Source organism: Chitiniphilus eburneus, from assembly GCF_005048205.1.
Lineage (GTDB): Bacteria > Pseudomonadota > Gammaproteobacteria > Burkholderiales > Chitinibacteraceae > Chitiniphilus > Chitiniphilus eburneus.
This window is the reverse complement of record NZ_SUMF01000015.1, coordinates 21006-40571: the sequence shown is the minus strand read 5'-3', so window position 1 is coordinate 40571 and position 19566 is coordinate 21006. Positions and strand designations below refer to the sequence as shown.

Genomic DNA, 19566 nt, shown 5'->3' with positions numbered 1-19566 from the left:
GGTGTCCCCATGTGTGATAGGCAATCGAGGGACAGTTCATCGGTCCGGCAGCTTTGAGTCGGCGCGGCAAACGCCTTACAATCCGGGATTCGATCCACATGAACAGGTGCGCGGCGACGTGTGCCAAGGTCTACCGTGTTCTCCTTCTTCCGCAAGAAAGACAACGAGCCGGAAAAGCCAGAGGCCCCGAAAGCGGGCCCCAAGCCGGCACCCACCCCCGCCCCGGAGGCCAAGCCGTCCGCAGGGGAGCCCCCTGCCTATAACCTCCAGGAATTGTCCATCGAGATCGAGGACATCGGCGCCCACCTCACGCCCGCCGAGGAAGAGGCCGTGGTGTTGTATGCCAACAATCAGGCCGAAGCCGCCAGCGAGGCGCTCAAGGGCATCCTGCCCACCGTCCTGGGCACGCGCCGCCACGAAACCTGGCACCTGTTGTTCGAGCTTTACCAGCAACTGGGCGACCGCGCGGCGTACGACGAACTGGCATTGCAATACGTCGTCGAGTTCGAAGTCTCGCCACCGGTCTGGCGCGAGCTGCCACGTGCGGCAGTGGCCGAGGCCGCCGGCAGCGCCTATGTGGCCTTCCCCGCGCAGGTGAAGGCGGACGTGGGCGACAAAGAGGCCGCCAAGCTGATCAAGGCCTGTGAGAAAGGCGCAGTGGTCCGCACCGACTTCGCCCGCGTGACCGATATCGACAGCGTGGGCGCCGCCGAGCTGCTCGCCTGCTGGTCCCGCGCGCGCAAGACCCAGACCCGCCTTCAGATCCTGGGCGCGGACAGCTTCATCGAGCTACTGCGCGGCAAGATCGAGCCCAGCCGCAAGATCCCGGCCGAAGCACCGTTCTGGCTGCTGCTGATGGAAGTGATGCAAAGCACCGGCGACCAGGATGCGTTCGACAACCTGGCCATCGTCTACGCCGTCACCTTCGAAGTGTCGCCCCCCTCGTGGGATGCCAAGCTGGCGCCCAGCCCGGAGCAGAAAAAGGCCGCGCAACAGCCCGCCGCCACCACGCCGACGCCCAGCCGCAGCGCGCCGGATCAGCTGGCGCTTTCCGGCGACCTGGTGGGCGGTGCCGCCGGCGACCTGGCCGCGATCCGCGAGTTCGCCGCGCAGCATCCGCAACCGGTGCTGGATTTCAAGGGTGTGCGCCGCGTGGACTTCGAAACCGCCGGCCAGTTGCTCAACCTGTGCATGGAACTGATGCAGCAGGGCCACGCGCTGGCGATCCTGGACCCGAATGAACTGGTCAGCGGCCTGCTGCACCTGCTGGGTATCAGCGAGCTGGTCGAACTGCGCTATAGCCACCAGCGCCCCTGAGCTGGCGCGAACCGGCCGGGCTCATCCCGGCCGGCGAGGGAGCATCCCGCTTGATTCCCTCCATCGCGCCCCCACCTGCCCGATATCATTCGTAGAGGGCTTCCCATGCAGCAATTCGACGGCACCACCATCGTCTCCGTGCGCCAGGGGCGTCATGTCGCCGTGGGCGGCGACGGCCAGGTCACGCTGGGCAACGTGGTCATCAAGGGCACCGCGCGCAAGGTGCGCAAGCTTTATCACGATCGCGTGATCGTCGGCTTCGCCGGCGGCACCGCCGATGCCTTCACGCTGTTCGAGCGCTTCGAAGCCAAGCTGGAAAAGCACCAGGGCCACCTGACCCGCGCGGCGGTGGAACTGGCCAAGGACTGGCGCACCGACCGCATGCTGCGCCGCCTGGAAGCCATGCTGATCGTTGCCGACGAAACCGCCACGCTGGTCATCACCGGCAACGGCGATGTACTGGAACCGGAGGAGGGCATCGCCGCCATCGGCTCCGGCGGCGCCTTCGCCCAGGCCGCAGCGCGCGCCTTGCAGGAAAACACCGACCTGCCACCTGAAACCATCATCAAGAAAGCGCTGGAGATCGCGGGCGACATCTGCATCTATACCAATCAGAACCATGTGATCGAGAGCCTGGGCGGCGAATCCACCGCCGCATAGTCGCTACACACACAGGCCCCCGGACGCACCAGGCATCGCTTAGCGCCCAGGGGGCAGTCCGATCGACCGCCTCATCCGCCGCCAGCCCCCGCGCCGGCCCGCAGCGTGGGCGCCACACTGCGTCAGCGCCGCAATACACGGATCATCCGCCCTCCGGCTACAATCGCCGCCATGTCGCATACCCTCGCCTGCCTGCGCTTCCTTTCCGCCGATCAGTTCACCTCTGGCGCCAGCATTGCCGAACAGTTGTCCTTGTCGCGCGCCTCGGTTTCCGCCGCGCTCGCCGAAGCCGAAAACTACGGCGTCCGGCTGGAGCGCAGGCATGGCGTGGGCTATCGGCTGGACCAGCCCATCGACTGGCTGGACAGCACGCTCATCCGGGCCGTACTGCCCACGCACTCCCGCCTGAACCTCGAACTGGCGCAACGCACCGATTCGACCAACCGCCGCCTGCTGCTGGAGCCGGGCCACGGCAAGGTCCTGGCGGCGGAGTGGCAGGATGGCGGGCGCGGTCGCATGGGGCGCCGCTGGCAAGCCAGGCTGGGCGGTTCGCTGCTGTTCTCGCTGTGCTGGCAGTTTCCCGGCGGCGCGGCCACGCTGGCAGGCTTGCCGCTGGCGGTCGGTACCGTGGTGGCCGAAACGGTCGCCGCGGCCGGGGTCGAAGGGGTCGGATTGAAATGGCCCAACGACCTGTTGCTGCGTACCGCCGATGGCGACGCCAAGGCGGGTGGCATCCTGATCGAGGTCGCCGGCGACGCGATGGGGCCGGTCAATGCGATCATCGGCATCGGGCTCAACCTGTCGGAGCCGGAAGTCGCGGACCAGCGGGTAGGTGGGCTGGCCGTGCAAGGGCTGACCATTTCACGCAACGCCTTGCTGGGCCGCCTGCTGGGTGAACTGGAACAGGCGCTGACCCACTTTGCCGCGCACGGTTTTGCCGATTTCCGTGCCCGCTGGGAAGCTCACCATGCCTGGCAGGGCAAGGCGGTGCGGCTGGTAGCGCCGAGCGGTCAGGTACGTATCGGCATCGCTGCCGGCGTGACCGACGATGGCGCTTTGCTTTTTCGCAGCGCGCATGGCGAAGAAGTGGTCCACAGTGGCGATCTGAGCCTGCGAGCGGCCCATTGAGCCGCGCCCGCCTTTTACGCCGCGTTCCATCCGGCACCGGGATCTAGCGATGCATCTGTTTCTCGACCTTGGCAATACCCGACTGAAGTGGGCGCTGGCTTCGGACATCTTTTCCTGGCACGGCAACGGCCATGCCATGCCCGATGAACTGGAAGCGCTGTTCGACGCCTTGCGCGCGATCACAGCGCCCGACGCGATCCATGGTTGCTGCGTCGGCACGGAAACGCTGCGCCAGGCGCTGGATGCGTTCTGTCGCGTGACCTGGGGCCGCGACATCAACTGGCTGGCGCCAAGCGCCGAGGCAATGGGCGTGGTCAACCGCTATCGCAAGCTGTCGCAGCAAGGGCCGGATCGCTGGGCCGCCGTGCTGGGCGCGCGCGCGCGCTATCCTGGCCGCGCGCTGGTGATCGCCAGCGCCGGCACCGCGCTAACCATCGATGGCCTGACCGCCGACGGCACATTCCTGGGCGGGATGATCCTGCCTGGGTATCGCATGATGAAAACGTCGCTGGCGGCCGGCACGGCACGGCTGCCGTTCGCCGACGGGCATTTCCACGACTTTCCCACTTCGACCGAGGACGCCATCGAAACCGGCGTGCTGACGGCGCTGACCGCCAGCGTCGCCGCGTTGTTCGACCGGCTGGAGATGCGCGGCGAAGATCCACTGGTGCTGCTGGCCGGTGGCGATGCGCCCTTGTTGTCCGAACGCCTGGGCCGGCCGTCGTGCATCGCCCACGATCTCGTTCTGCAAGGGCTGGCCGCCCTTGCCTTCGCTTCTGGAGAACCCGCGATATGAAATGGCTCGTCGTCCTGCTGGTACTGGCCAACGCCGCCTTCTTCGCCTACGACCGGCTGCAACCGGACACGACGCCGGTGGTGGTCGCCAGTCCGGAAATCAAGGCGGAACAGGTGCGCATCGTCGATGCAAGCACCATCACGCCCGCCGCGTTGCCAACCCCGCAGCCCCAGGCAGCCTCTGCCGTGGAGCCCACCCCCACCCCGACGACTGTCCCGACCGCCGTCGTGGCAGCCGGGCCGCGTGTCTGCCTGCGCTGGATCGTGCCGTCCGCCGAACAGGCGGAAATCGCCAGCAATCGGCTGCGTGCACTCGGTGTAACCGTGCAGGCCGTGCAAAGCGCCGAGCAGGCCAAGGTGTGGGTCTACATTCCGCCGCAGCAAACACTGGACGACGCCAAGAAGAAGGCGGCCGAGCTGGAGTCGCTGGGCATCGAGGATTATTTTGTGGTGAACAACGGCGGTCGCTGGCAGAACGCCGTGTCGCTGGGAGTCTATTCCACGCGCGACGCGGCGGAGCGACGTCTGACGATGCTGCGCGACCAGGGTGTGCGCTCGGCAGTGGTGCGGGAGCGCGACGATACGTTGCGCCCCGCCAGCTTCGTCCTGCGCGACGTGACCGAGGCCCAGCGCGCGGCGCTCACGCGCACCAGCGGCCAGTTGCGCGGTGCCCAGCTCGACGAAACCAAGTGCTGATCCGGCGCCGTGCCGGCAGGAGCAGCGCGCCGCCGCCGTAGCGGTCGGCCACCACCTCAGCGGCGAGCCGGACGGCCACGGCCGCCACTGCGCGCATAGTCGCCAGGTTCCGGCACTCCCTGATCGGCCACGGCGATGGCGAACAGGGGCTGGACCTGCACCACCGTCAGCGTGCCGGCCAGTTCCTCCGGCTGTCCCATGCGCAGCATCTCGCCTTCCACCAGGCCATCCACCGGCTGCGAACCGGGCTTGAGCCGATAGCGTTGCAGGCGATCGCCCGGCATCAGGCCGGACAGGCTACCCGCGTCCAGATACGCCTGGCCATGCTCGACCCGTACCACGCGCGCCGAGAACGGCAGGCAAGAAAGCTGTTCAGCCGCCGCTCTGGCCATCGCGTCCATCTGTTTGCTCACCAGTGCGCCATAGTCGGTGGCGAAGAAGCTGCCGCTGCCGAACTGCTCGTCCGCGGCAAAGGTCACCGTGCCGCCGGTACTGGCATCGAAACGCCTACGCTCGATCAGCGCCCCCGAGATGCCGTCGAACAGCAACAACTCCACGTCGAAGCGCCGCAGGCGCGGTACGGCCTTGATGCCGGGCGCGAAGAAATCGATCAGCGGAATCGCGATAGACGCCTTGCGCTCGCCCTGCTTCACGTCGTTGGCGCCCAGCGAGTAGGTGTAGCGCTCACCTTCGGCGCGGGTGTCGTTGACGATGCCCGACACCACGAACTGCACCCCTTGCCGCCGCGCCATGCGGCGCACGTGCTCGGGTTGCTGCCGTAGATCGGACAGGCCGGGATCGATGGTGAACGGAATGTCGTTGGCACCCCGCTGCGAAAACAGGCCGACATCGGCCAGCCGACTGGTCAGGCCCGCCTGCAAGCCGATCTGGAACTGCCCCACATCGCTGGACTGGCTGGGCTGGCGGATGCTGAAGGGCGTGACCAGCACCTTGCGCTTGTAGGGATCGTTGCAACCCTGTGCCACCGGAGTCTGCGCTGCGGCGGCCGGCGTGGGGGCCGGGTCGGTTGCGGCGGGTACGGCGGCCGATGCGGTGGCAGCCACCACCGGTAGCGCCTTGGGCGGCGCGTCGAAGCGTGGGTCGATCTCGATATGGTACAGCCCGTTGCCCTGCCACTCGCGCAAGACACGGTAGCTGGTCGGCGTGCGCGTGGGGCGCAGTTGCCCGCTCTGCGCCAGGCGGCCGTTGTCGCTCTGGTCCATCGCGTAGACCTGGACCCCGTTGGCGAGCGCGGCGTTGGCCAGGGCGTCGTCCAACGCCTGCTGGCGCGCGGCGGACCCTACCGACAACGGCGCCACGCCGATCACCGGCTCGGCCTGCACTCGCAGCGCGGCAAGCAGGCTGGCGACCAGCAATACGCGGGAGATACGGGCAACGGTGCTCATTCGGCGTAGTAGAAGTTGGCGGCGGTCTGCTTGGAGAGCGCCGGTGTGGGCACGGGCGCGGCCGGCGCGGCGGCAGGCGCGACCACGACCACCGGCTGCAACGGCATCACATCGACGTCCGCCTGGGCATCGACGGGCGGCAAATCGGTCGAAGGCGGCGGCAATGCGCTGGGATCGCCACCCGCAAGGGCCTGGACGAACGCCGGAGCAAGCGTCAGCTCCAGCGTGGTCTCGAACGCGCCATCCGCCAGTTCACGGCTGGACACCACGCGCGCGCCGCGCAGGTAGCCTTCGACGAAGGCACGCATGCTGTCGCTCTGCATGGTCAGCATCGCCACGGTGCTCTGGCTGGATATCCGCACGCCCTCCACGGTTTCCATCAGGCCGCGATAGGCGTCGAGCTTGGAGGCGCGCATCGCCAGCAAGCGCCGCTGCGGGGCGGACAGCTCCTTGGCAGTGGCAGGCGCGCCGTAGCCGACCGCAGTGATGATTTGCGGCAGGATCACCGGTGGCACCGGCGCGTCGGCCGTGATCTGTTTGCGAAACGGATTGGCGCAGGCAACGAGCAGGAGACAGACGGCAAGGGCCAGTAAACGCGATGTCATCATGGATGCCAGCGGGGATGAGGAATGCGGCTAGTCTAGCCGCACGCTCCGGCGTCAGCCAGCCCGCACGCGGAACACCAGGTCCCACACGCCGTGGCCCAGACGGATGCCGCGATCCTCGAACTTGGTCAGGGGCCGATAATCGGGGCGCGGCGCATAGCCATCCGCGGTGTTTTCCAGCGCAGGTTCGGCGGACAGCACCTCCAGCATCTGGATCGCGTAATCCTCCCAGTCCGTCGCCAGGTGTACATAACCGCCCGGGGCGATGCGCGACACCAGCAACTTCAGGAACTCGGGCTGCACCAGCCGGCGCTTGTTATGCCGCTTCTTGTGCCAGGGATCGGGAAAGAAGATGTGGGCGCCGGCCAGTACGGCGGGAGGCAGCATGTGTTGCAGCACTTCCACGGCGTCATGCTGCACGATGCGCAGGTTGGTCAGGTCGCGCTCGCCGATCAGCTTGAGCAGGCTGCCCACGCCGGGTGTGTGCACTTCGACGCCGAGGAAGTTGGTCTCCGGCGCACTGCCGGCGATCTCGGCGGTGGCGCCACCCATGCCAAAGCCGATTTCCAGCACGGTGGGCGCGGCACGGCCGAAGGCAGCGGTCAGGTCGAGCGGCTGCGCCGCATAGGGCAGGACGAAGCTCGGGCCGTAATCGGCCAGCGCACGCTCCTGTCCCTTGGAGAGATGCCCCTGGCGCAAGACGAAGCTGCGGATGCGACGGGTGTGTTGCTGGTTTTCCATCTTTCAGACCAAATCATCGGAAACCCCGCCTCATGCGGCACGGCTCCAGGCACAAACAAAAGCGCCGCAGGCTGCTGCGGCGCTCGGATAGCTGGGTATTTTAGCGACTATCGCGGTTCAGGTCAGGCCCAGCGCGTAGTAGCGGAACACTTCGTCCAGGCGATAGCCCAGCGATTCGTAGAGCGCCTGCGCCTTGGAGTTGGTATGCGCGGTGGAAAGCTCCAGCCGGCTGGCGCCGGTGTGGCGGGCGTGTTCGCGGGCCTTGTCCATCAGCAGGTGGGCAACACCCTGGCCGCGATGCGCCTCGGCGACGAACAGGTCGTTCAGCAACCAGATGCGAGACATCTGAAGCGAGCAGAACAAGGGATAAAGCTGGAGCAGGCCGACCGGCAGGCCATCGATCTCCGCCAGCAGGATCACCGACTCGCGATGCGCCAGCCGCTCGGCCAGGAAGGTGCGCGCGGCACCCGGATCCGTGAATTCGCCGTAGAACACGCGGTAGCTGTCGAACAGCGGAACCAGGGCATCGAGATCGTAAAGGCTGGCGTAACGGACAGTGGCACTCATGATGGTGGAGCCTAGAACCAAGGGTTTCACGGCGGGGCCGGATACGGCCCCACGACCGGCATCTATTTGCTGGCGATCATGCCCGACACCGGGCTGGACGGATCGGCACTGTAGAGCTTGCGCGGCATGCGCCCAGCGAGGAAGGCCTCGCGACCGGCCTCCACCGCCAGTTTCATCGCCCGCGCCATGCGCACCGGATCGCGCGCGCCGGCAATGGCGGTATTCATCAGCACACCGGCGCAGCCCAGCTCCATGCCGATAGCGGCATCACTGGCCGTGCCGACGCCGGCATCGACCAACACCGGCACCTTGGCGTTTTCGATGATCAGGCGCAGGTTCCACGGATTGAGGATGCCCATGCCAGAGCCGATCAGGCTGGCCAGCGGCATCACCGCGCAGCAGCCGATATTTTCCAGTTCCTTGGCGATGATGGGGTCGTCGGAGGTGTAGACCATTACGTCGAAGCCATCCTTCACCAGCGTTTCGGCAGCCTTCAGCGTTTCCAGCACGTTGGGATAGAGCGTGGTGGAATCGCCCAGGACTTCCAGCTTGACCAGCTTGTGCCCATCCAGCAGTTCGCGCGCCAGGCGCAAGGTGCGCACGGCGTCATCGGCGCTGTAGCAACCAGCGGTATTGGGCAGGTAGGTGAACTGCGACGGCGGCAGGTAGTCCAGCAGGCTGGGCTCGCCGGCGTTCTGGCCGATGTTCACGCGACGGATCGCCACGGTGACGATCTCGGCGCCCGAGGCGTCGATGGCGCGACGGGTTTCGTCGAAATCCTTGTACTTGCCAGTGCCGACCAACAGGCGGGAGGAATAGGTTTTTCCTGCAATCTGGAAGCTGTCGGTCGTCATGGGCGTACTCACTGGAATGCGATGAAAAGGGGGGAGGAAACAAGGGGGAGGAGGCTCAGCCGCCGCCGACAGCGACCACGATCTCCAGGGTGTCGCCATCCGCCAGTTGGGTATCGGCGTGACTGCTTCTGGGTACGATCTCACCGTTCAGTTCCACGGCAAGGCGCTTGCCGGCAAAGCCGAGCTGGTCGACCAGGCTGGAAACGGTAAGTGGAGCGGCGAATGCCTGGGTATTGCCGTTGATGGAGAGCTGGATCACGGACGGTCCTGCGGGTTTGCTGATCGCCGGGAATTCTAGCATGTAGCCACGGCGGGCCTTTGATACGGCGCAGAGACACATGCATGGATGGGCAAAGAGGCCACCGTCGGCCATGCGCCGGTCGAACACCGGCCAGTACGCTTAGGTACGGGTGCGGTGGATACGATATACCGACGGCTGCTGGCGCAGGCGCTTCATCACCTGCGCCAGGTGAACGCGATCCTGCACCTGAAGGGTGAACTGGATTTGCATGTAGCGCTCATCGCCGCCCTGCTCCTGCGTCGCCACCGAGGCGATGTTGGCGTCGGCTTCGGCAATGGTGGCGGCGATGGCGGCGAGCGCGCCGCGTTCGTTGGCGGCCAGGACGCGAATCGGCACTTCGAACATGCGCGCTACCAACGGGTCCCATTCCACATCGATCAGCTTGTCGGAATCGACGCGCCCGCCCGAAAGCAACGGGCAGTCGTGGGTATGGATCACCAGCCCCTGGTCTTTCTTGAAGAAGCCGATGATGGGATCGCCGGGGATCGGATTGCAGCAGCGGGCAAACTGGATCGCCATGCCTTCGGTGCCACGAATGGTGACCGCATTGGGGCGCTTGCCATGGGCCGGCTCCTCGAACCACTGGCCGGACAATTGCAGCATGCGCTTGGCCATCACCAGCGGCAGGCGCTTGCCCAGGCCGATCTCGGAGAGCGCTTCGTCGCGGGTGCGGACGTTGTTCTCCTTCAGCCACCGCTCCCAGATATCGTCACTCGGCGCCTGGGCCGCCGGCACCAGCGAGGTGATGCTCTGCGACAGCAGCCGGTCGCCCAGCAGCACCGATTCCTCGAAGCGCATGGTCTTGAGGAAATGCCGGATATGGCTGCGCGCCTTGCCGGTGGTGACAAAGGTCAGCCAGCTCGGGTTGGGCTTGGCATGCGCGGCGGTCACGACTTCCACCTGATCGCCGTTTTTCAGCTTGGTGCGCAATGGCACCAGTTCGTGGTTCACCTTGGCGGCGATGCAGCGATTGCCGATATCGGTGTGTACCGCGTAGGCGAAATCGACACAGGTGGCGCCATTGGGCAGGCTGAGAATCTTGCCCTTGGGCGTGAAGACGTAGACCTCGTCAGGGAACAGGTCGACCTTGAGATGTTCCAGGAACTCCACCGCGTCGCCCGATTCGGCCTGCAACTCCAGCAGCGATTGCAGCCACTGGTGGGTCTTTTGCTGGACATCGGAAAAGCTCTCGTCGCCAGATTTGTACATCCAGTGACTGGCCACGCCGGCATCGGCGATGCGATGCATCTCGTGCGTGCGTATCTGTACTTCGATCGGCGTGCCATAGGGGCCGAACAGCGTGGTATGCAGCGACTGGTAGCCATTCGACTTGGGAATGGCGATGTAGTCCTTGAACTTGCCGGCGATGGGCTTGAACAGGCTGTGCAGCGCGCCGACCACCAGGTAACAGGTGGGCACGTCCTTGACCAGCACGCGGAAGCCATAGATGTCGAACACCTCGGAGAAGCTGAGGTGCTTTTCCAGCATCTTGCGGTAGATACTGAACAGGTTCTTTTCGCGCCCGGACACCACGGCGTCGATGCCCGATTCGCCCAGCTTGAGACGGATGCCATCGAGGATTTTGCCCACCACCTCGCGGCGGTTGCCGCGTGCGGCGCGCAGCGCCTTGGACAGCACGTCATAGCGACGCGGGTGCAGGTACTTGAACGAGAGGTCGTCCAGTTCCTGGTAAATACTGTTGAGGCCGATGCGATTGGCAATCGGCGCATAGATTTCCATGGTTTCGCGGGCAATGCGTTTCTGCTTGTCCTCGCGCATTGCTTCCATGGTGCGCATGTTATGCAGCCGATCCGCCAGCTTGATCAGGATCACCCGCAGATCGCGGGCCATGGCGAGCAACATCTTGCGGAAGTTCTCCGCCTGCGCTTCTTCCTTACTCTGGAATTCGAGCTTGTCGATCTTGCTCATGCCATCGACAAGCTCGGCGACATGCCGGCCGAATTTCTCGGTCAACTCCAGCTTGGAGACACCGGTATCCTCCATCACGTCGTGCAGCAGCGCGGCAGCCAACGCCTGGGCATCGAGGTGCCACGCGGTCAGGATCGACGCGACGGCAAGCGGATGGGAGATATAGGGGTCGCCGGTGCGGCGCATCTGGCCGCGATGCGCGGCCTCGGAAAACTTGAATGCCCCGGCCAGGAACTGGCGATCCTCGGGGCGCAGGTAGGCGGTGTCATGGGTGAGGAACCGGTTGGCCGCGTCCAGCACCGCCGGCGCTGAACCGGCAAGCTCCGGAACATCGACTGCGGCAAGTACCACCGGCTCCATGACGTTCACCTGCGGGCGATCAGGTCCGGTTGCGCGTCAGGATATCGCGGCTGACCAGGCCGGCGGCCACTTCGCGCAACGCGAGCACGGTAGGTTTGTCGCGACCGGGGGCATCGACCTGCGGGGTCGAGCCATTGGCAATCTGGCGAGCGCGGTAGGCGGCGGCCAGAGTCAGGTCGAAACGGTTGTGAATGTTGGGCAGACAGTCGTCCACGGTAACGCGAGCCATGCGGGAATTCCTTTTTGAAGACGATTTGCGCGACAGCGCATCGCGTGATTGTAACAGAAGCCGGTGAATCAGCCTTTCAGGCTGCCCAGCAACGCGCCATGGCGGATGCGCTGCGTGCGCTGTCGCAACCGCTCGGCGCGCACCACGGCCACGATGTCGCGCACCGCTTCATCGATGTGCTCATTGACCACGACGTAATCGGCCTCGTCGAAATGGCTCATTTCCTCGCGCGCGGCCGCCATGCGCTTGGCGATGACTTCCTCGCTATCCTTGCCCCGGCTGCGCAGGCGCTGTTCCAGCGTATCGATCGACGGCGGCAATACGAAAATGCCCACCGAATCCGAAAAAATGCGCTTCACCTGCTGTGCGCCCTGCCAGTCGATCTCCAGCAGGATGTCCCGGCCATTGTCGATCACCGATTCGATCCACTGGCGCGAGGTACCGTAATAGTTGCCATAGACCTCGGCATATTCCAGCAGGTCGTGCGCCGCGATCATGGCCTCGAACCCGGCGCGGTCGATGAAATGATAATCCTTGCCGTGCACCTCGCCGCCGCGCGGCGCGCGCGTGGTGAAGGAAATGGAAAGCTGCACATTCTGGTCGGCAGCCAGCAAGGCCGCGACCAGCGTGGTCTTGCCGGCACCCGAGGGCGCCGTGACCACGAAGATATTTCCTCTCGCCATCACGAAAATCCGTAAGAAAACTACACGCAGGGTAGCACATCATCCGTGCGTGAAATAGTACCGGCCCGGGCGGCATCCCCCGGGCCGGACAAGCGATTGCAAGCATGAAAAAAGGGGCGTTGCCGCCCCTTTTGTGTCTGGCCCGGAATCAGCCTTGCAGCAGTTGCAGCACCTGCTGCGGCAACTGATTGGCCTGCGACAGCATCGCGGTGCCGGCCTGTTGCAGGATCTGCCCACGCGTCAGGCTGGCCGTCTCCTTGGCGAAGTCGGTGTCCTGGATCCGGCTTCGCGCGGCCGAGAGGTTTTCCGATGTCGTCGCCAGGTTGGCGATGGTCGAGGAGAACCGGCTTTGCAGGGCGCCGAACTTGGCACGCAGGTCGCTGACCCCGGTCAGTGCGTCATCGACGATCCGCAGCGCCTGGGTGGCCTTTTCGACCGTGGAAACGTCCAGCTTTTCCACTGTCTTCAGATCGGACTGGTACGAACTGCCCGATGCGAACGCCGTGGCATTGGTCGAGGCGGTGAACATCACGCCGGAGGCGAACCCCGCGCCGCTGGTGGTCACCGAGAACGAGGTCGCGGAGTTGAGCACCACCTGCCCGCCGAATACCGCCGAACCACTGGCACCGGCGGTGAAGACCGAGCTACTGCTCAGATATTGCGCGGCACCGGTGGAGGCGGCGGCGTCGAAATTCCAGACATCCAGGTCACCGCCAAAACCGCTGGCCACGCCATCGGCGGAGGTCATCGCGATATTGCCGCCATCGTCGGCGACCAGCTTGATGCCGTAACGCGTGGTCCCGGTGGCATCCTGGAACACTTCCACCTGCGCATTCACCCCGGTCTGCGACGACTTCTGGTTGAACGCGGAAACCGCCTGCGCATACTCGTCGGCATCGATCGAACCGTTGTTGTTCGCGTCGGAGATATTGAACGTGACCGACTGGAACGTGGAGCTCTTGGACGCCAGCGCAAGGGTGTACGAGCCGCTGCCCATCGTCAGCACCGTTTCGGTCCGGGCGGTCGCCTTCACACCGGTGCCGGCCTGGTTGATCTTGGCGGCGATATCGCTCGCCATGTCGGTGTCGGCGGCAGAAATGCTCACGCCATTGATGCTGAAGGTACCGGAGGTGGTCACCGCCGCGCCGGATACGTTGACCGTGCCGGTTGCGCCCGCCGCGTAGGTGGTGGCGCCGGTCACCACGTTGCTGATCGCCTTCGCACCGGTGCCGGTGCCGGTGCCGGTCTGGTAGGTACCGTACTGGTTGGTGCGCAGGTTGCTGGTGGTGGCGGTAATGGTTTCGTTGGCGTTGGCGCCCACTTGATAGATGGCAGCGGTGAAACTGCCGTCGAACAGCTTCTGCCCGTTGAACTGGGTGGTGATCGCGGTACGGTCCAGTTCGGACGTCAGTTGGCTCACTTCGGCATTGACCGCCTCGCGGTCGCTGTCGCTGAGCGTGGCATTACCCGCTTGCACCGCCAGTTCACGGATGCGTTGCAGCATGTCGCCCATCTGGGCCAGCGAGCCTTCGGCCGTCTGCGAGAGCGAAATGCCGTCATTGGCATTGCGCTGCGCCTGGTCCGAGCCACGAATCTGGGACGTCATGCGCTGGGAGATCGCGAGCCCTGCCGCATCGTCCTTGGCGCTATTGATGCGCAGGCCCGACGACAAGCGTTGTAGCGACGTTTGCAGGTCGTTCTGCGAGTTGTTCAGATTGCGCTGACTGTTCAGCGACGGAATGTTCGTATTGATGACTTGCATCGCACTTTCTCCTTGACGCACGGGCGGCAGACCTAGGCCCGCCCCGCTTTGCCAGCGTCGAACCTGGTGAGGGCATCCGGGATGCCATTCCTCGTACCTTTCGGTGAGCAAATCCCATGCCAGGCGGTTTGGCGGCAAAAGAAGTCGATTTACCCCAACTTGTCCCGCCACTACGGCAGCTTTGGCACATCGACCGGCAAGTTTTGCCGCTGGCATGAAATGCACAAGACAAAAGGCTGCCCAGGCGAGCGATGAACCCTACCCAGAGGTAATCGAATGGCCAAGCCTTAAATGCAATTTTGTTGCATTAACCATCTTGTTATTGATACTGTGTTGCATCTGATTACATTTCACCGCACCGATGCAACCTGCCCCGTCCCGACTTCCCGTTACCGTCCTGTCCGGCTTTCTCGGCGCGGGCAAGACCACCCTGCTCAATCACGTCCTCAACAATCGCGACGGCCTGCGTGTGGCGGTGATCGTGAACGACATGTCCGAAGTGAACATCGATGCCCGCCTGATCCGCGAGGGCGGCGCCGCCTTGTCGCGGGCTGACGAAAAACTGGTGGAGATGAGCAACGGCTGTATCTGCTGCACGCTGCGCGAGGATCTGCTGGTCGAAATCCGCAAGCTGGCCCAGGCACAGCGGTTCGACTATCTGCTGATCGAATCCACCGGCATCGCGGAACCGCTGCCGGTGGCGGAAACCTTCACCTTCCGCGACGAAGCGGGCGTCAGCCTTGCCGACATCGCGCGCCTGGATACGCTCGTCACCGTGGTCGATGCCTTCAACTTCCTGCGCGACTACGGCAGCGAAGCCCTGCTGGCCGAGCGTGGCGAAACCCTGGGCGTCGACGACAACCGCGCAGTGGTCGATCTGCTGATCGAACAGATCGAATTCTGCGACGTATTGGTGCTGAACAAGACCGACCTCGTCGGCGAAGCGGAGCTGGCCCGCCTGGAAACCATGCTGCGCCGGCTCAACCCACGCGCCGATCTGGTGCGTAGCACCCTGGGCCACGTGCCCCTCGACCGCGTACTCAACACCGGGCGCTTCGATTTCGAGGCAGCGGCCAGCGCCCCCGGCTGGCTTCAGGCACTACGCGGCGACCACACGCCGGAAACCGAGGAATACGGCATCGACAGTTTCGTCTTTCGCGCCCGCCGACCCTTCCACCCCCGCCGTTTCTGGGACTGCATCCATCGCGAATGGCCGGGCGTGATCCGCTCCAAGGGCTGGTTCTGGCTGGCCAGCCGGCCACGTTTCGTCGGTAGCTGGTCGCAGGCAGGCGCCGTATCGCGCCACGGTGCCGCCGGCGTCTGGTGGGCGACGGTGCCGCTGGCGCACTGGCCGGACGATGACGAATCGCAGGCCGCCATTCGCGCGGACTGGCATCCCCGCTTCGGCGACCGGATGCAGGAACTGGTGCTGATCGGCATCGGCATGGACCCGCTCGCACTGAGCGCGATGCTCGACGACTGCCTGCTGACCGAAGCCGAACTCGCCGCGCCGGATACCCTCGACGACCCCTTCCCGCCGTGGCGACTCATGGCGGAAACCTCGGCGACGGACTGAGCCACCCGCCCTTCCACTTTCTTTGTCACCCTCAGGGATTGTTCATGTCGTACCACCGCCACGGCAGGCCATTGCGCGCCCGCCTGTTGAACCCGCTCGCCACCGCCGTCTCACTGGTCTGCGCACCCGCCGCACTGGCCGAAGAGAAAATCATCACACTGCCCATCACCGTGGTCACCGCCAACCCATTTGGCAACGCCGATCTGGCCACGCCGGTATCGCAACTAACGGGTGACGCGCTGCGCCTGCGCGATGCCACCACGCTGGGCGAGGTGCTGACCGGCCTGCCCGGTGTCGCCTCCACCTCGTTCGGCCCCGGCGCCAGCAGGCCGGTGATCCGCGGCCTGGATGGCGACCGGATCCGCATCCTGCAAAACGGTGTCGGTGCGCTGGATGCCTCCGCACTGTCCTACGACCACGCCGTGCCGCAGGATGTCGCCAGCGTCGAAAGCATCGAAGTAGTCCGCGGCCCCGCTGCCCTGCTTTATGGCGGCAGCGCCATCGGTGGCGTGGTGAACGCGCTCGATTACCGCATCCCCCGCGGTCGGCTGGATGGCGTGGAAGGCGCCGCCAACGTGGAATACGGCGGCGCAGCCAGCGAACGTGTCGCCGGCGCGCGGCTCGATGCCGGCAATGGCGATTACGCCATCCACCTGGATGGCTTCAATCGCCGCAGCAAGGACCTGCGCATTCCGGGCGATGCCTGGTCCGAACGGCAACGTGCCGGGCTGGGCAGCTACCAGCCGCCCGAACATGGCCACGATCACGGCCATGAAGAACACGGGCACGAAGAACATGCCGAATCCGCCCACGGCACGCTGCCCAACAGCGACAGCCGCGCCTATGGCGGCGCGGCCGGCATCTCGCGCACCTGGGACGATGGTTACCTGGGGGTGGCATACAGCAGCTATCGCAGCAACTATGGCTCGGTGGCCGAAGAAGATGTCCGCCTCGACCTGAAGCAGGACCGGCTGGCACTGGCATTCGCCCGACAAGGGCTGGGTGGCGCGATCGATGAGGTTAAGGCCGATCTGGCCTACACCGACTATCGCCACCAGGAACTGCATGGCAGCGAAGTTGGCACCACGTTCAAGAACCGGGGCTACGAAGGACGCATCGAACTGCGCCATGCACCGGTCGGCCAGCTCGACGGCTTGATCGGCATGCAGTTCGGCCAAAGCCGGTTTTCCGCGCTGGGCGAAGAAGCCTTCGTCCCCGATACCGATACCGACCAGGCCGCGTTGTTCCTGCTGGAACAATGGACCTTCGCCAACACCGCGCAGCTCAGCCTGGGCGGCCGGGTCGAATACAGCAAGCTCAGCCCGGACAGCGGCGACAATCGCCGCTTCCGGGATAGCGATGCACGCAGCTTCACCGCTGGCTCGCTCTCCGCCGGGCTGACCTACCCGCTGGCAGGCGGTTGGTCGCTGGCCGGCAACCTCGCCTACACCGAGCGCGCGCCGACGTATTACGAGCTGTATGCCAATGGCCAGCACGTCGCCACCGGCACCTTCGAACGCGGCGACCCCGATGCGAAAAAGGAACGCGCCACGTCGCTGGACGCGGCACTGCGCTATCAGTCCGGGGCCACGCACTGGTCATTCGGCGGCTATTACAGCCGCTTCGCCAACTTCATCGCGCTGGAACGCACCGCCCGCTGGTGCCATGCCCACGGCGACCACGACCATTGCGGCCGGGTGCAGCACGATGGCGAATCGCCCGAGTATCAGTACCGGGGCGTGCCGGCCAATGTGTACGGCCTGGAACTCGACAGCAACTGGCGGCTGTACCAGCACGCGGCGCGCTCCATTGATCTGCTGCTATGGGGCGACATCACCCGCGCGGAACAGCGTCAGAGTGGTGAGCCGCTGCCCCGCATCCCACCGATGCGGATTGCCGGCGCGGTGGTTTACGGCCAGGGCCCGCTGTCGCTGCGCGCGGAGTTACAGCACGCCGCCGACCAGGATCGCGTACCCGCCAACGACACGCCCACCGATGGCTACACCGTGGCCAATGTCTCGGCCAGCTATCGCTTCAGCACGGGGGGCGGCACGGAATGGCTGGCGTACCTGCGCGGCGACAACCTGGGTAACGAGGAAATCCGCTACGCCAGTTCGCTGACGCGCGATATCGCGCCACAAGGCAAGCGCAGCGTGCGGGCCGGTGTCACCGTCGCCTTCTGATCGCGTGCCCGGCCGGAGCGGCCACCGCCGCCCCGGCCGGCACGAGCAGCGCTATTTGCGGATGCGCTGCCCCTGCGCATCGACCACCGCTTCGCCGTCTTCCTTGGTGAACGCGCCCTGTTGCGGTTGCGGCAGGATGTCGAGCACCAGTTCGGACGGCCGGCACAGGCGCGTGCCCAATGGCGTGACCACGATGGGGCGGTTGATCAGGATCGGATGCTGGAGCATGAAATCGATCAACTGCGCCTCGCTCCACTTGGGATCGTCCAGGCCCAGCTCAGCGTAGAGCTGCCCCTTCTCGCGCACCAACCCGCGCGCCGTGATACCCATCGCCGCGATCAATTCGACCAGCCTGGCACGGTCGGGCGGCGTTTCCAGATACAGGACGATCTCGGGCTCGCATCCGCTATTGCGGATCAAGGCCAGCGTATTGCGCGAAGTACCGCAGGCCGGGTTGTGATAGATCGTGACAGGGTTCATGAAGGAATCTCACGGAAAAGGTGACGGGGTGCGCCGTGCGCAGCGCTCACCGAAATCGGTGGCGTAACCATCCGATTTTATGGAAACACAGCGCTTGGTCCCACTCGCCCGACTTGGCGGCAGGACGGGGCCGGCATGAAAAAGCCCTGCAACGCAGGGCTTTCGTTTCGCTCGAGGCGGCCTCGGCGCATGCCTCACTCGATATTCTGGATCTGCTCGCGCATCTGCTCGATCAACACCTTCAGCTCGATCGACGCGCGGCTGGTTTCCACCGAGACCGACTTGGAACCCAGCGTATTCGCCTCGCGGTTGAGTTCCTGCATCAGGAAATCCAGCCGCTTGCCGACCGCGCCTCCTTTGTCGAGGATGCGGCGGATTTCCGAGAAATGGGCGCCCAGGCGGGACAGCTCTTCATCCACGTCGATCTTCTGCGCGAACACGACGATTTCCTGACGGACCCGATCGTCCTCCTGCGTGCCCAGCGCTTCCAGGAAACGCGCCTTCAGTCTGTCCTCGTAATCCGCCACCAACTGCGGCACGCGCGGCTTCACCGCCGCGACGATGGCTTCCATGCCGGCGATGCGTTCCAGCAGGTGCGCCTTGAGCTTTTCGCCCTCGCGGCCACGGCTGGCACCCAGCTCACCGATGGCTGCATCCAGCAATTGCAGCGCGGCTTCGCCCAGCGCCTCGCCCGCTGGGGCGACCTGGGTCAGCACGCCCGGCCAGCGCAGCAATTCGCCCAGGCGGACATCGCCCCCGGCTGGCACCAGCGCCCTGGCCTGGTCGACCACCGCCACCAGTTGCTGCAACAACGCCTGGTTGAGCACCAGTTGCGCCGCCCCCGCCGCCTGCGCATTGAAGCCGACGCGGCATTCCACCTTGCCGCGCGTGATCTTGCCGGCGATGCGCTCGCGCAAGGCACCTTCGTGTGCACGCAGTTCCTCGGGCAACCGGACCGTCAGATCGAGATAGCGATGATTGACAGCGCGCAGCTCCAGATTGAGCGTGCCTTCGGGCAGTTCACGTTGCACCACGGCAAAACCGGTCATGCTGTAAATCATGGACTCTCCTTGAATGATGCGACCGCGCCCTTGCCCGGAACGGGTGGCACGGCTTTCTTGTTGGGTAAAGCACGCCGATTCCGGAAAAAGCGACGCCTGCGCGCCGCGTTCCACCGGGCAGCGCCTGCGGCTACACCGGCCGGCCGGACAATGCCACCATCGCCTGATCTGGCGCATGGGCGACCGGACACGCGCTTTACTTTTAGGCAGTGCTATATCCACAATGCCCTGAA

The 19566-nt window shown here is 65.2% G+C and carries 19 protein-coding genes; 7 read left to right on the top strand and 12 right to left on the bottom strand.

Going from position 1 to position 19566, the window contains the following annotated elements:
- Positions 1–135: 135 nt before the first annotated feature.
- The 5 genes from FAZ21_RS13085 (at position 136) to FAZ21_RS13065 (ending at position 4596) form a co-directional block, all read left to right on the top strand.
- The gene (locus tag FAZ21_RS13085) at positions 136–1317 is read left to right on the top strand and encodes an STAS domain-containing protein (RefSeq protein WP_136773888.1); all 1182 of its coding nucleotides are present in this window, start codon (positions 136–138) and stop codon (positions 1315–1317) included.
- 105 nt (positions 1318–1422) lie between these two features.
- The gene (hslV, locus tag FAZ21_RS13080; protein WP_136773887.1) at positions 1423–1977 is read left to right on the top strand and encodes an ATP-dependent protease subunit HslV; all 555 of its coding nucleotides are present in this window, start codon (positions 1423–1425) and stop codon (positions 1975–1977) included.
- A gap of 171 nt (positions 1978–2148) precedes the next feature.
- Entirely contained in the window at positions 2149–3105 is a 957-nt protein-coding gene (locus tag FAZ21_RS13075; RefSeq protein ID WP_136773886.1) for a biotin--[acetyl-CoA-carboxylase] ligase, read from the top strand.
- 49 nt (positions 3106–3154) lie between these two features.
- Positions 3155–3901, top strand: coding sequence for a type III pantothenate kinase (locus tag FAZ21_RS13070; RefSeq protein WP_136773885.1), 747 nt, complete (start codon positions 3155–3157; stop codon positions 3899–3901).
- The gene (locus tag FAZ21_RS13065; RefSeq protein WP_136773884.1) at positions 3898–4596 is read left to right on the top strand and encodes an SPOR domain-containing protein; all 699 of its coding nucleotides are present in this window, start codon (positions 3898–3900) and stop codon (positions 4594–4596) included. The genes FAZ21_RS13070 and FAZ21_RS13065 overlap by 4 nt, the downstream gene beginning before the upstream one ends.
- Positions 4597–4652: 56 nt before the next feature.
- On the opposite strand, the gene FAZ21_RS13060 is transcribed toward FAZ21_RS13065, so the two are convergent.
- The 10 genes from FAZ21_RS13060 to FAZ21_RS21095 form a co-directional block, all read right to left on the bottom strand.
- On the bottom strand, positions 4653–6002 hold the full coding sequence (locus FAZ21_RS13060; RefSeq protein WP_136773883.1) for a flagella assembly protein FlgT middle domain-containing protein: 1350 nt from the start codon (positions 6000–6002) through the stop codon (positions 4653–4655).
- On the bottom strand, positions 5999–6607 hold the full coding sequence (locus FAZ21_RS13055; RefSeq protein WP_169307386.1) for an LPP20 family lipoprotein: 609 nt from the start codon (positions 6605–6607) through the stop codon (positions 5999–6001). The genes FAZ21_RS13060 and FAZ21_RS13055 overlap by 4 nt, the downstream gene beginning before the upstream one ends.
- A gap of 54 nt (positions 6608–6661) precedes the next feature.
- On the bottom strand, positions 6662–7348 hold the full coding sequence (gene trmB, locus FAZ21_RS13050) for a tRNA (guanosine(46)-N7)-methyltransferase TrmB (RefSeq protein ID WP_136773881.1): 687 nt from the start codon (positions 7346–7348) through the stop codon (positions 6662–6664).
- Positions 7349–7465: 117 nt separating this feature from the next.
- A complete protein-coding gene (locus FAZ21_RS13045; protein WP_136773880.1) occupies positions 7466–7915 on the bottom strand; it encodes a GNAT family N-acetyltransferase in 450 nt (149 codons plus the stop codon).
- A 62-nt stretch (positions 7916–7977) separates the two neighbouring features.
- Positions 7978–8769, bottom strand: coding sequence for a thiazole synthase (locus FAZ21_RS13040; protein WP_136773879.1), 792 nt, complete (start codon positions 8767–8769; stop codon positions 7978–7980).
- A 55-nt stretch (positions 8770–8824) separates the two neighbouring features.
- A complete protein-coding gene (thiS, locus tag FAZ21_RS13035; protein WP_136773878.1) occupies positions 8825–9028 on the bottom strand; it encodes a sulfur carrier protein ThiS in 204 nt (67 codons plus the stop codon).
- Positions 9029–9169: 141 nt separating this feature from the next.
- On the bottom strand, positions 9170–11359 hold the full coding sequence (locus tag FAZ21_RS13030) for a RelA/SpoT family protein (protein ID WP_136773877.1): 2190 nt from the start codon (positions 11357–11359) through the stop codon (positions 9170–9172).
- Positions 11360–11378: 19 nt separating this feature from the next.
- On the bottom strand, positions 11379–11588 hold the full coding sequence (gene rpoZ / locus FAZ21_RS13025; RefSeq protein WP_136773876.1) for a DNA-directed RNA polymerase subunit omega: 210 nt from the start codon (positions 11586–11588) through the stop codon (positions 11379–11381).
- Positions 11589–11656: 68 nt separating this feature from the next.
- Positions 11657–12271: a guanylate kinase gene (gene gmk, locus FAZ21_RS13020; RefSeq protein WP_136773875.1), complete on the bottom strand. Its 615-nt coding sequence runs from the start codon at positions 12269–12271 to the stop codon at positions 11657–11659.
- Positions 12272–12419: 148 nt separating this feature from the next.
- A complete protein-coding gene (locus FAZ21_RS21095) occupies positions 12420–14033 on the bottom strand; it encodes a flagellin N-terminal helical domain-containing protein (RefSeq protein ID WP_136773874.1) in 1614 nt (537 codons plus the stop codon).
- Between the two features lie 361 nt (positions 14034–14394).
- On the opposite strand from FAZ21_RS21095, the gene zigA reads away from it, so the two are divergent.
- Both zigA and FAZ21_RS13005 read left to right on the top strand, forming a co-directional pair.
- A complete protein-coding gene (gene zigA, locus FAZ21_RS13010) occupies positions 14395–15609 on the top strand; it encodes a zinc metallochaperone GTPase ZigA (protein ID WP_136773873.1) in 1215 nt (404 codons plus the stop codon).
- Positions 15610–15653: 44 nt separating this feature from the next.
- Complete coding sequence (locus FAZ21_RS13005; protein WP_136773872.1) at positions 15654–17792, top strand: TonB-dependent receptor; 2139 nt, start codon at positions 15654–15656, stop codon at positions 17790–17792.
- A gap of 51 nt (positions 17793–17843) precedes the next feature.
- Here the strand turns inward: FAZ21_RS13005 and arsC are convergent, their stop codons facing one another.
- Both arsC and FAZ21_RS12995 read right to left on the bottom strand, forming a co-directional pair.
- Entirely contained in the window at positions 17844–18272 is a 429-nt protein-coding gene (gene arsC / locus FAZ21_RS13000; RefSeq protein WP_136773871.1) for an arsenate reductase (glutaredoxin), read from the bottom strand.
- A gap of 194 nt (positions 18273–18466) precedes the next feature.
- Complete coding sequence (locus FAZ21_RS12995) at positions 18467–19333, bottom strand: YicC/YloC family endoribonuclease (RefSeq protein WP_136773870.1); 867 nt, start codon at positions 19331–19333, stop codon at positions 18467–18469.
- Positions 19334–19566 lie beyond the last annotated feature (233 nt).

Bases quoted from the DNA above. Each gene is read 5' to 3' on its own strand.
- hslV (WP_136773887.1), top strand. From the start codon at position 1,423: ATGCAGCAATTCGACGGCACCACCATCGTCTCCGTGCGCCAGGGGCGT.
- FAZ21_RS13075 (WP_136773886.1), top strand. From the start codon at position 2,149: ATGTCGCATACCCTCGCCTGCCTGCGCTTCCTTTCCGCCGATCAGTTC.
- arsC (WP_136773871.1), bottom strand. From the start codon at position 18,272: ATGAACCCTGTCACGATCTATCACAACCCGGCCTGCGGTACTTCGCGC.
- trmB (WP_136773881.1), bottom strand. From the start codon at position 7,348: ATGGAAAACCAGCAACACACCCGTCGCATCCGCAGCTTCGTCTTGCGC.
- FAZ21_RS12995 (WP_136773870.1), bottom strand. From the start codon at position 19,333: ATGATTTACAGCATGACCGGTTTTGCCGTGGTGCAACGTGAACTGCCC.
- FAZ21_RS13055 (WP_169307386.1), bottom strand. From the start codon at position 6,607: ATGACATCGCGTTTACTGGCCCTTGCCGTCTGTCTCCTGCTCGTTGCC.
- FAZ21_RS21095 (WP_136773874.1), bottom strand. From the start codon at position 14,033: ATGCAAGTCATCAATACGAACATTCCGTCGCTGAACAGTCAGCGCAAT.
- FAZ21_RS13030 (WP_136773877.1), bottom strand. From the start codon at position 11,359: ATGGAGCCGGTGGTACTTGCCGCAGTCGATGTTCCGGAGCTTGCCGGT.
- FAZ21_RS13045 (WP_136773880.1), bottom strand. From the start codon at position 7,915: ATGAGTGCCACTGTCCGTTACGCCAGCCTTTACGATCTCGATGCCCTG.
- FAZ21_RS13070 (WP_136773885.1), top strand. From the start codon at position 3,155: ATGCATCTGTTTCTCGACCTTGGCAATACCCGACTGAAGTGGGCGCTG.
- gmk (WP_136773875.1), bottom strand. From the start codon at position 12,271: ATGGCGAGAGGAAATATCTTCGTGGTCACGGCGCCCTCGGGTGCCGGC.
- FAZ21_RS13040 (WP_136773879.1), bottom strand. From the start codon at position 8,769: ATGACGACCGACAGCTTCCAGATTGCAGGAAAAACCTATTCCTCCCGC.
- FAZ21_RS13065 (WP_136773884.1), top strand. From the start codon at position 3,898: ATGAAATGGCTCGTCGTCCTGCTGGTACTGGCCAACGCCGCCTTCTTC.
- zigA (WP_136773873.1), top strand. From the start codon at position 14,395: ATGCAACCTGCCCCGTCCCGACTTCCCGTTACCGTCCTGTCCGGCTTT.
- rpoZ (WP_136773876.1), bottom strand. From the start codon at position 11,588: ATGGCTCGCGTTACCGTGGACGACTGTCTGCCCAACATTCACAACCGT.
- FAZ21_RS13005 (WP_136773872.1), top strand. From the start codon at position 15,654: ATGTCGTACCACCGCCACGGCAGGCCATTGCGCGCCCGCCTGTTGAAC.
- FAZ21_RS13060 (WP_136773883.1), bottom strand. From the start codon at position 6,002: ATGAGCACCGTTGCCCGTATCTCCCGCGTATTGCTGGTCGCCAGCCTG.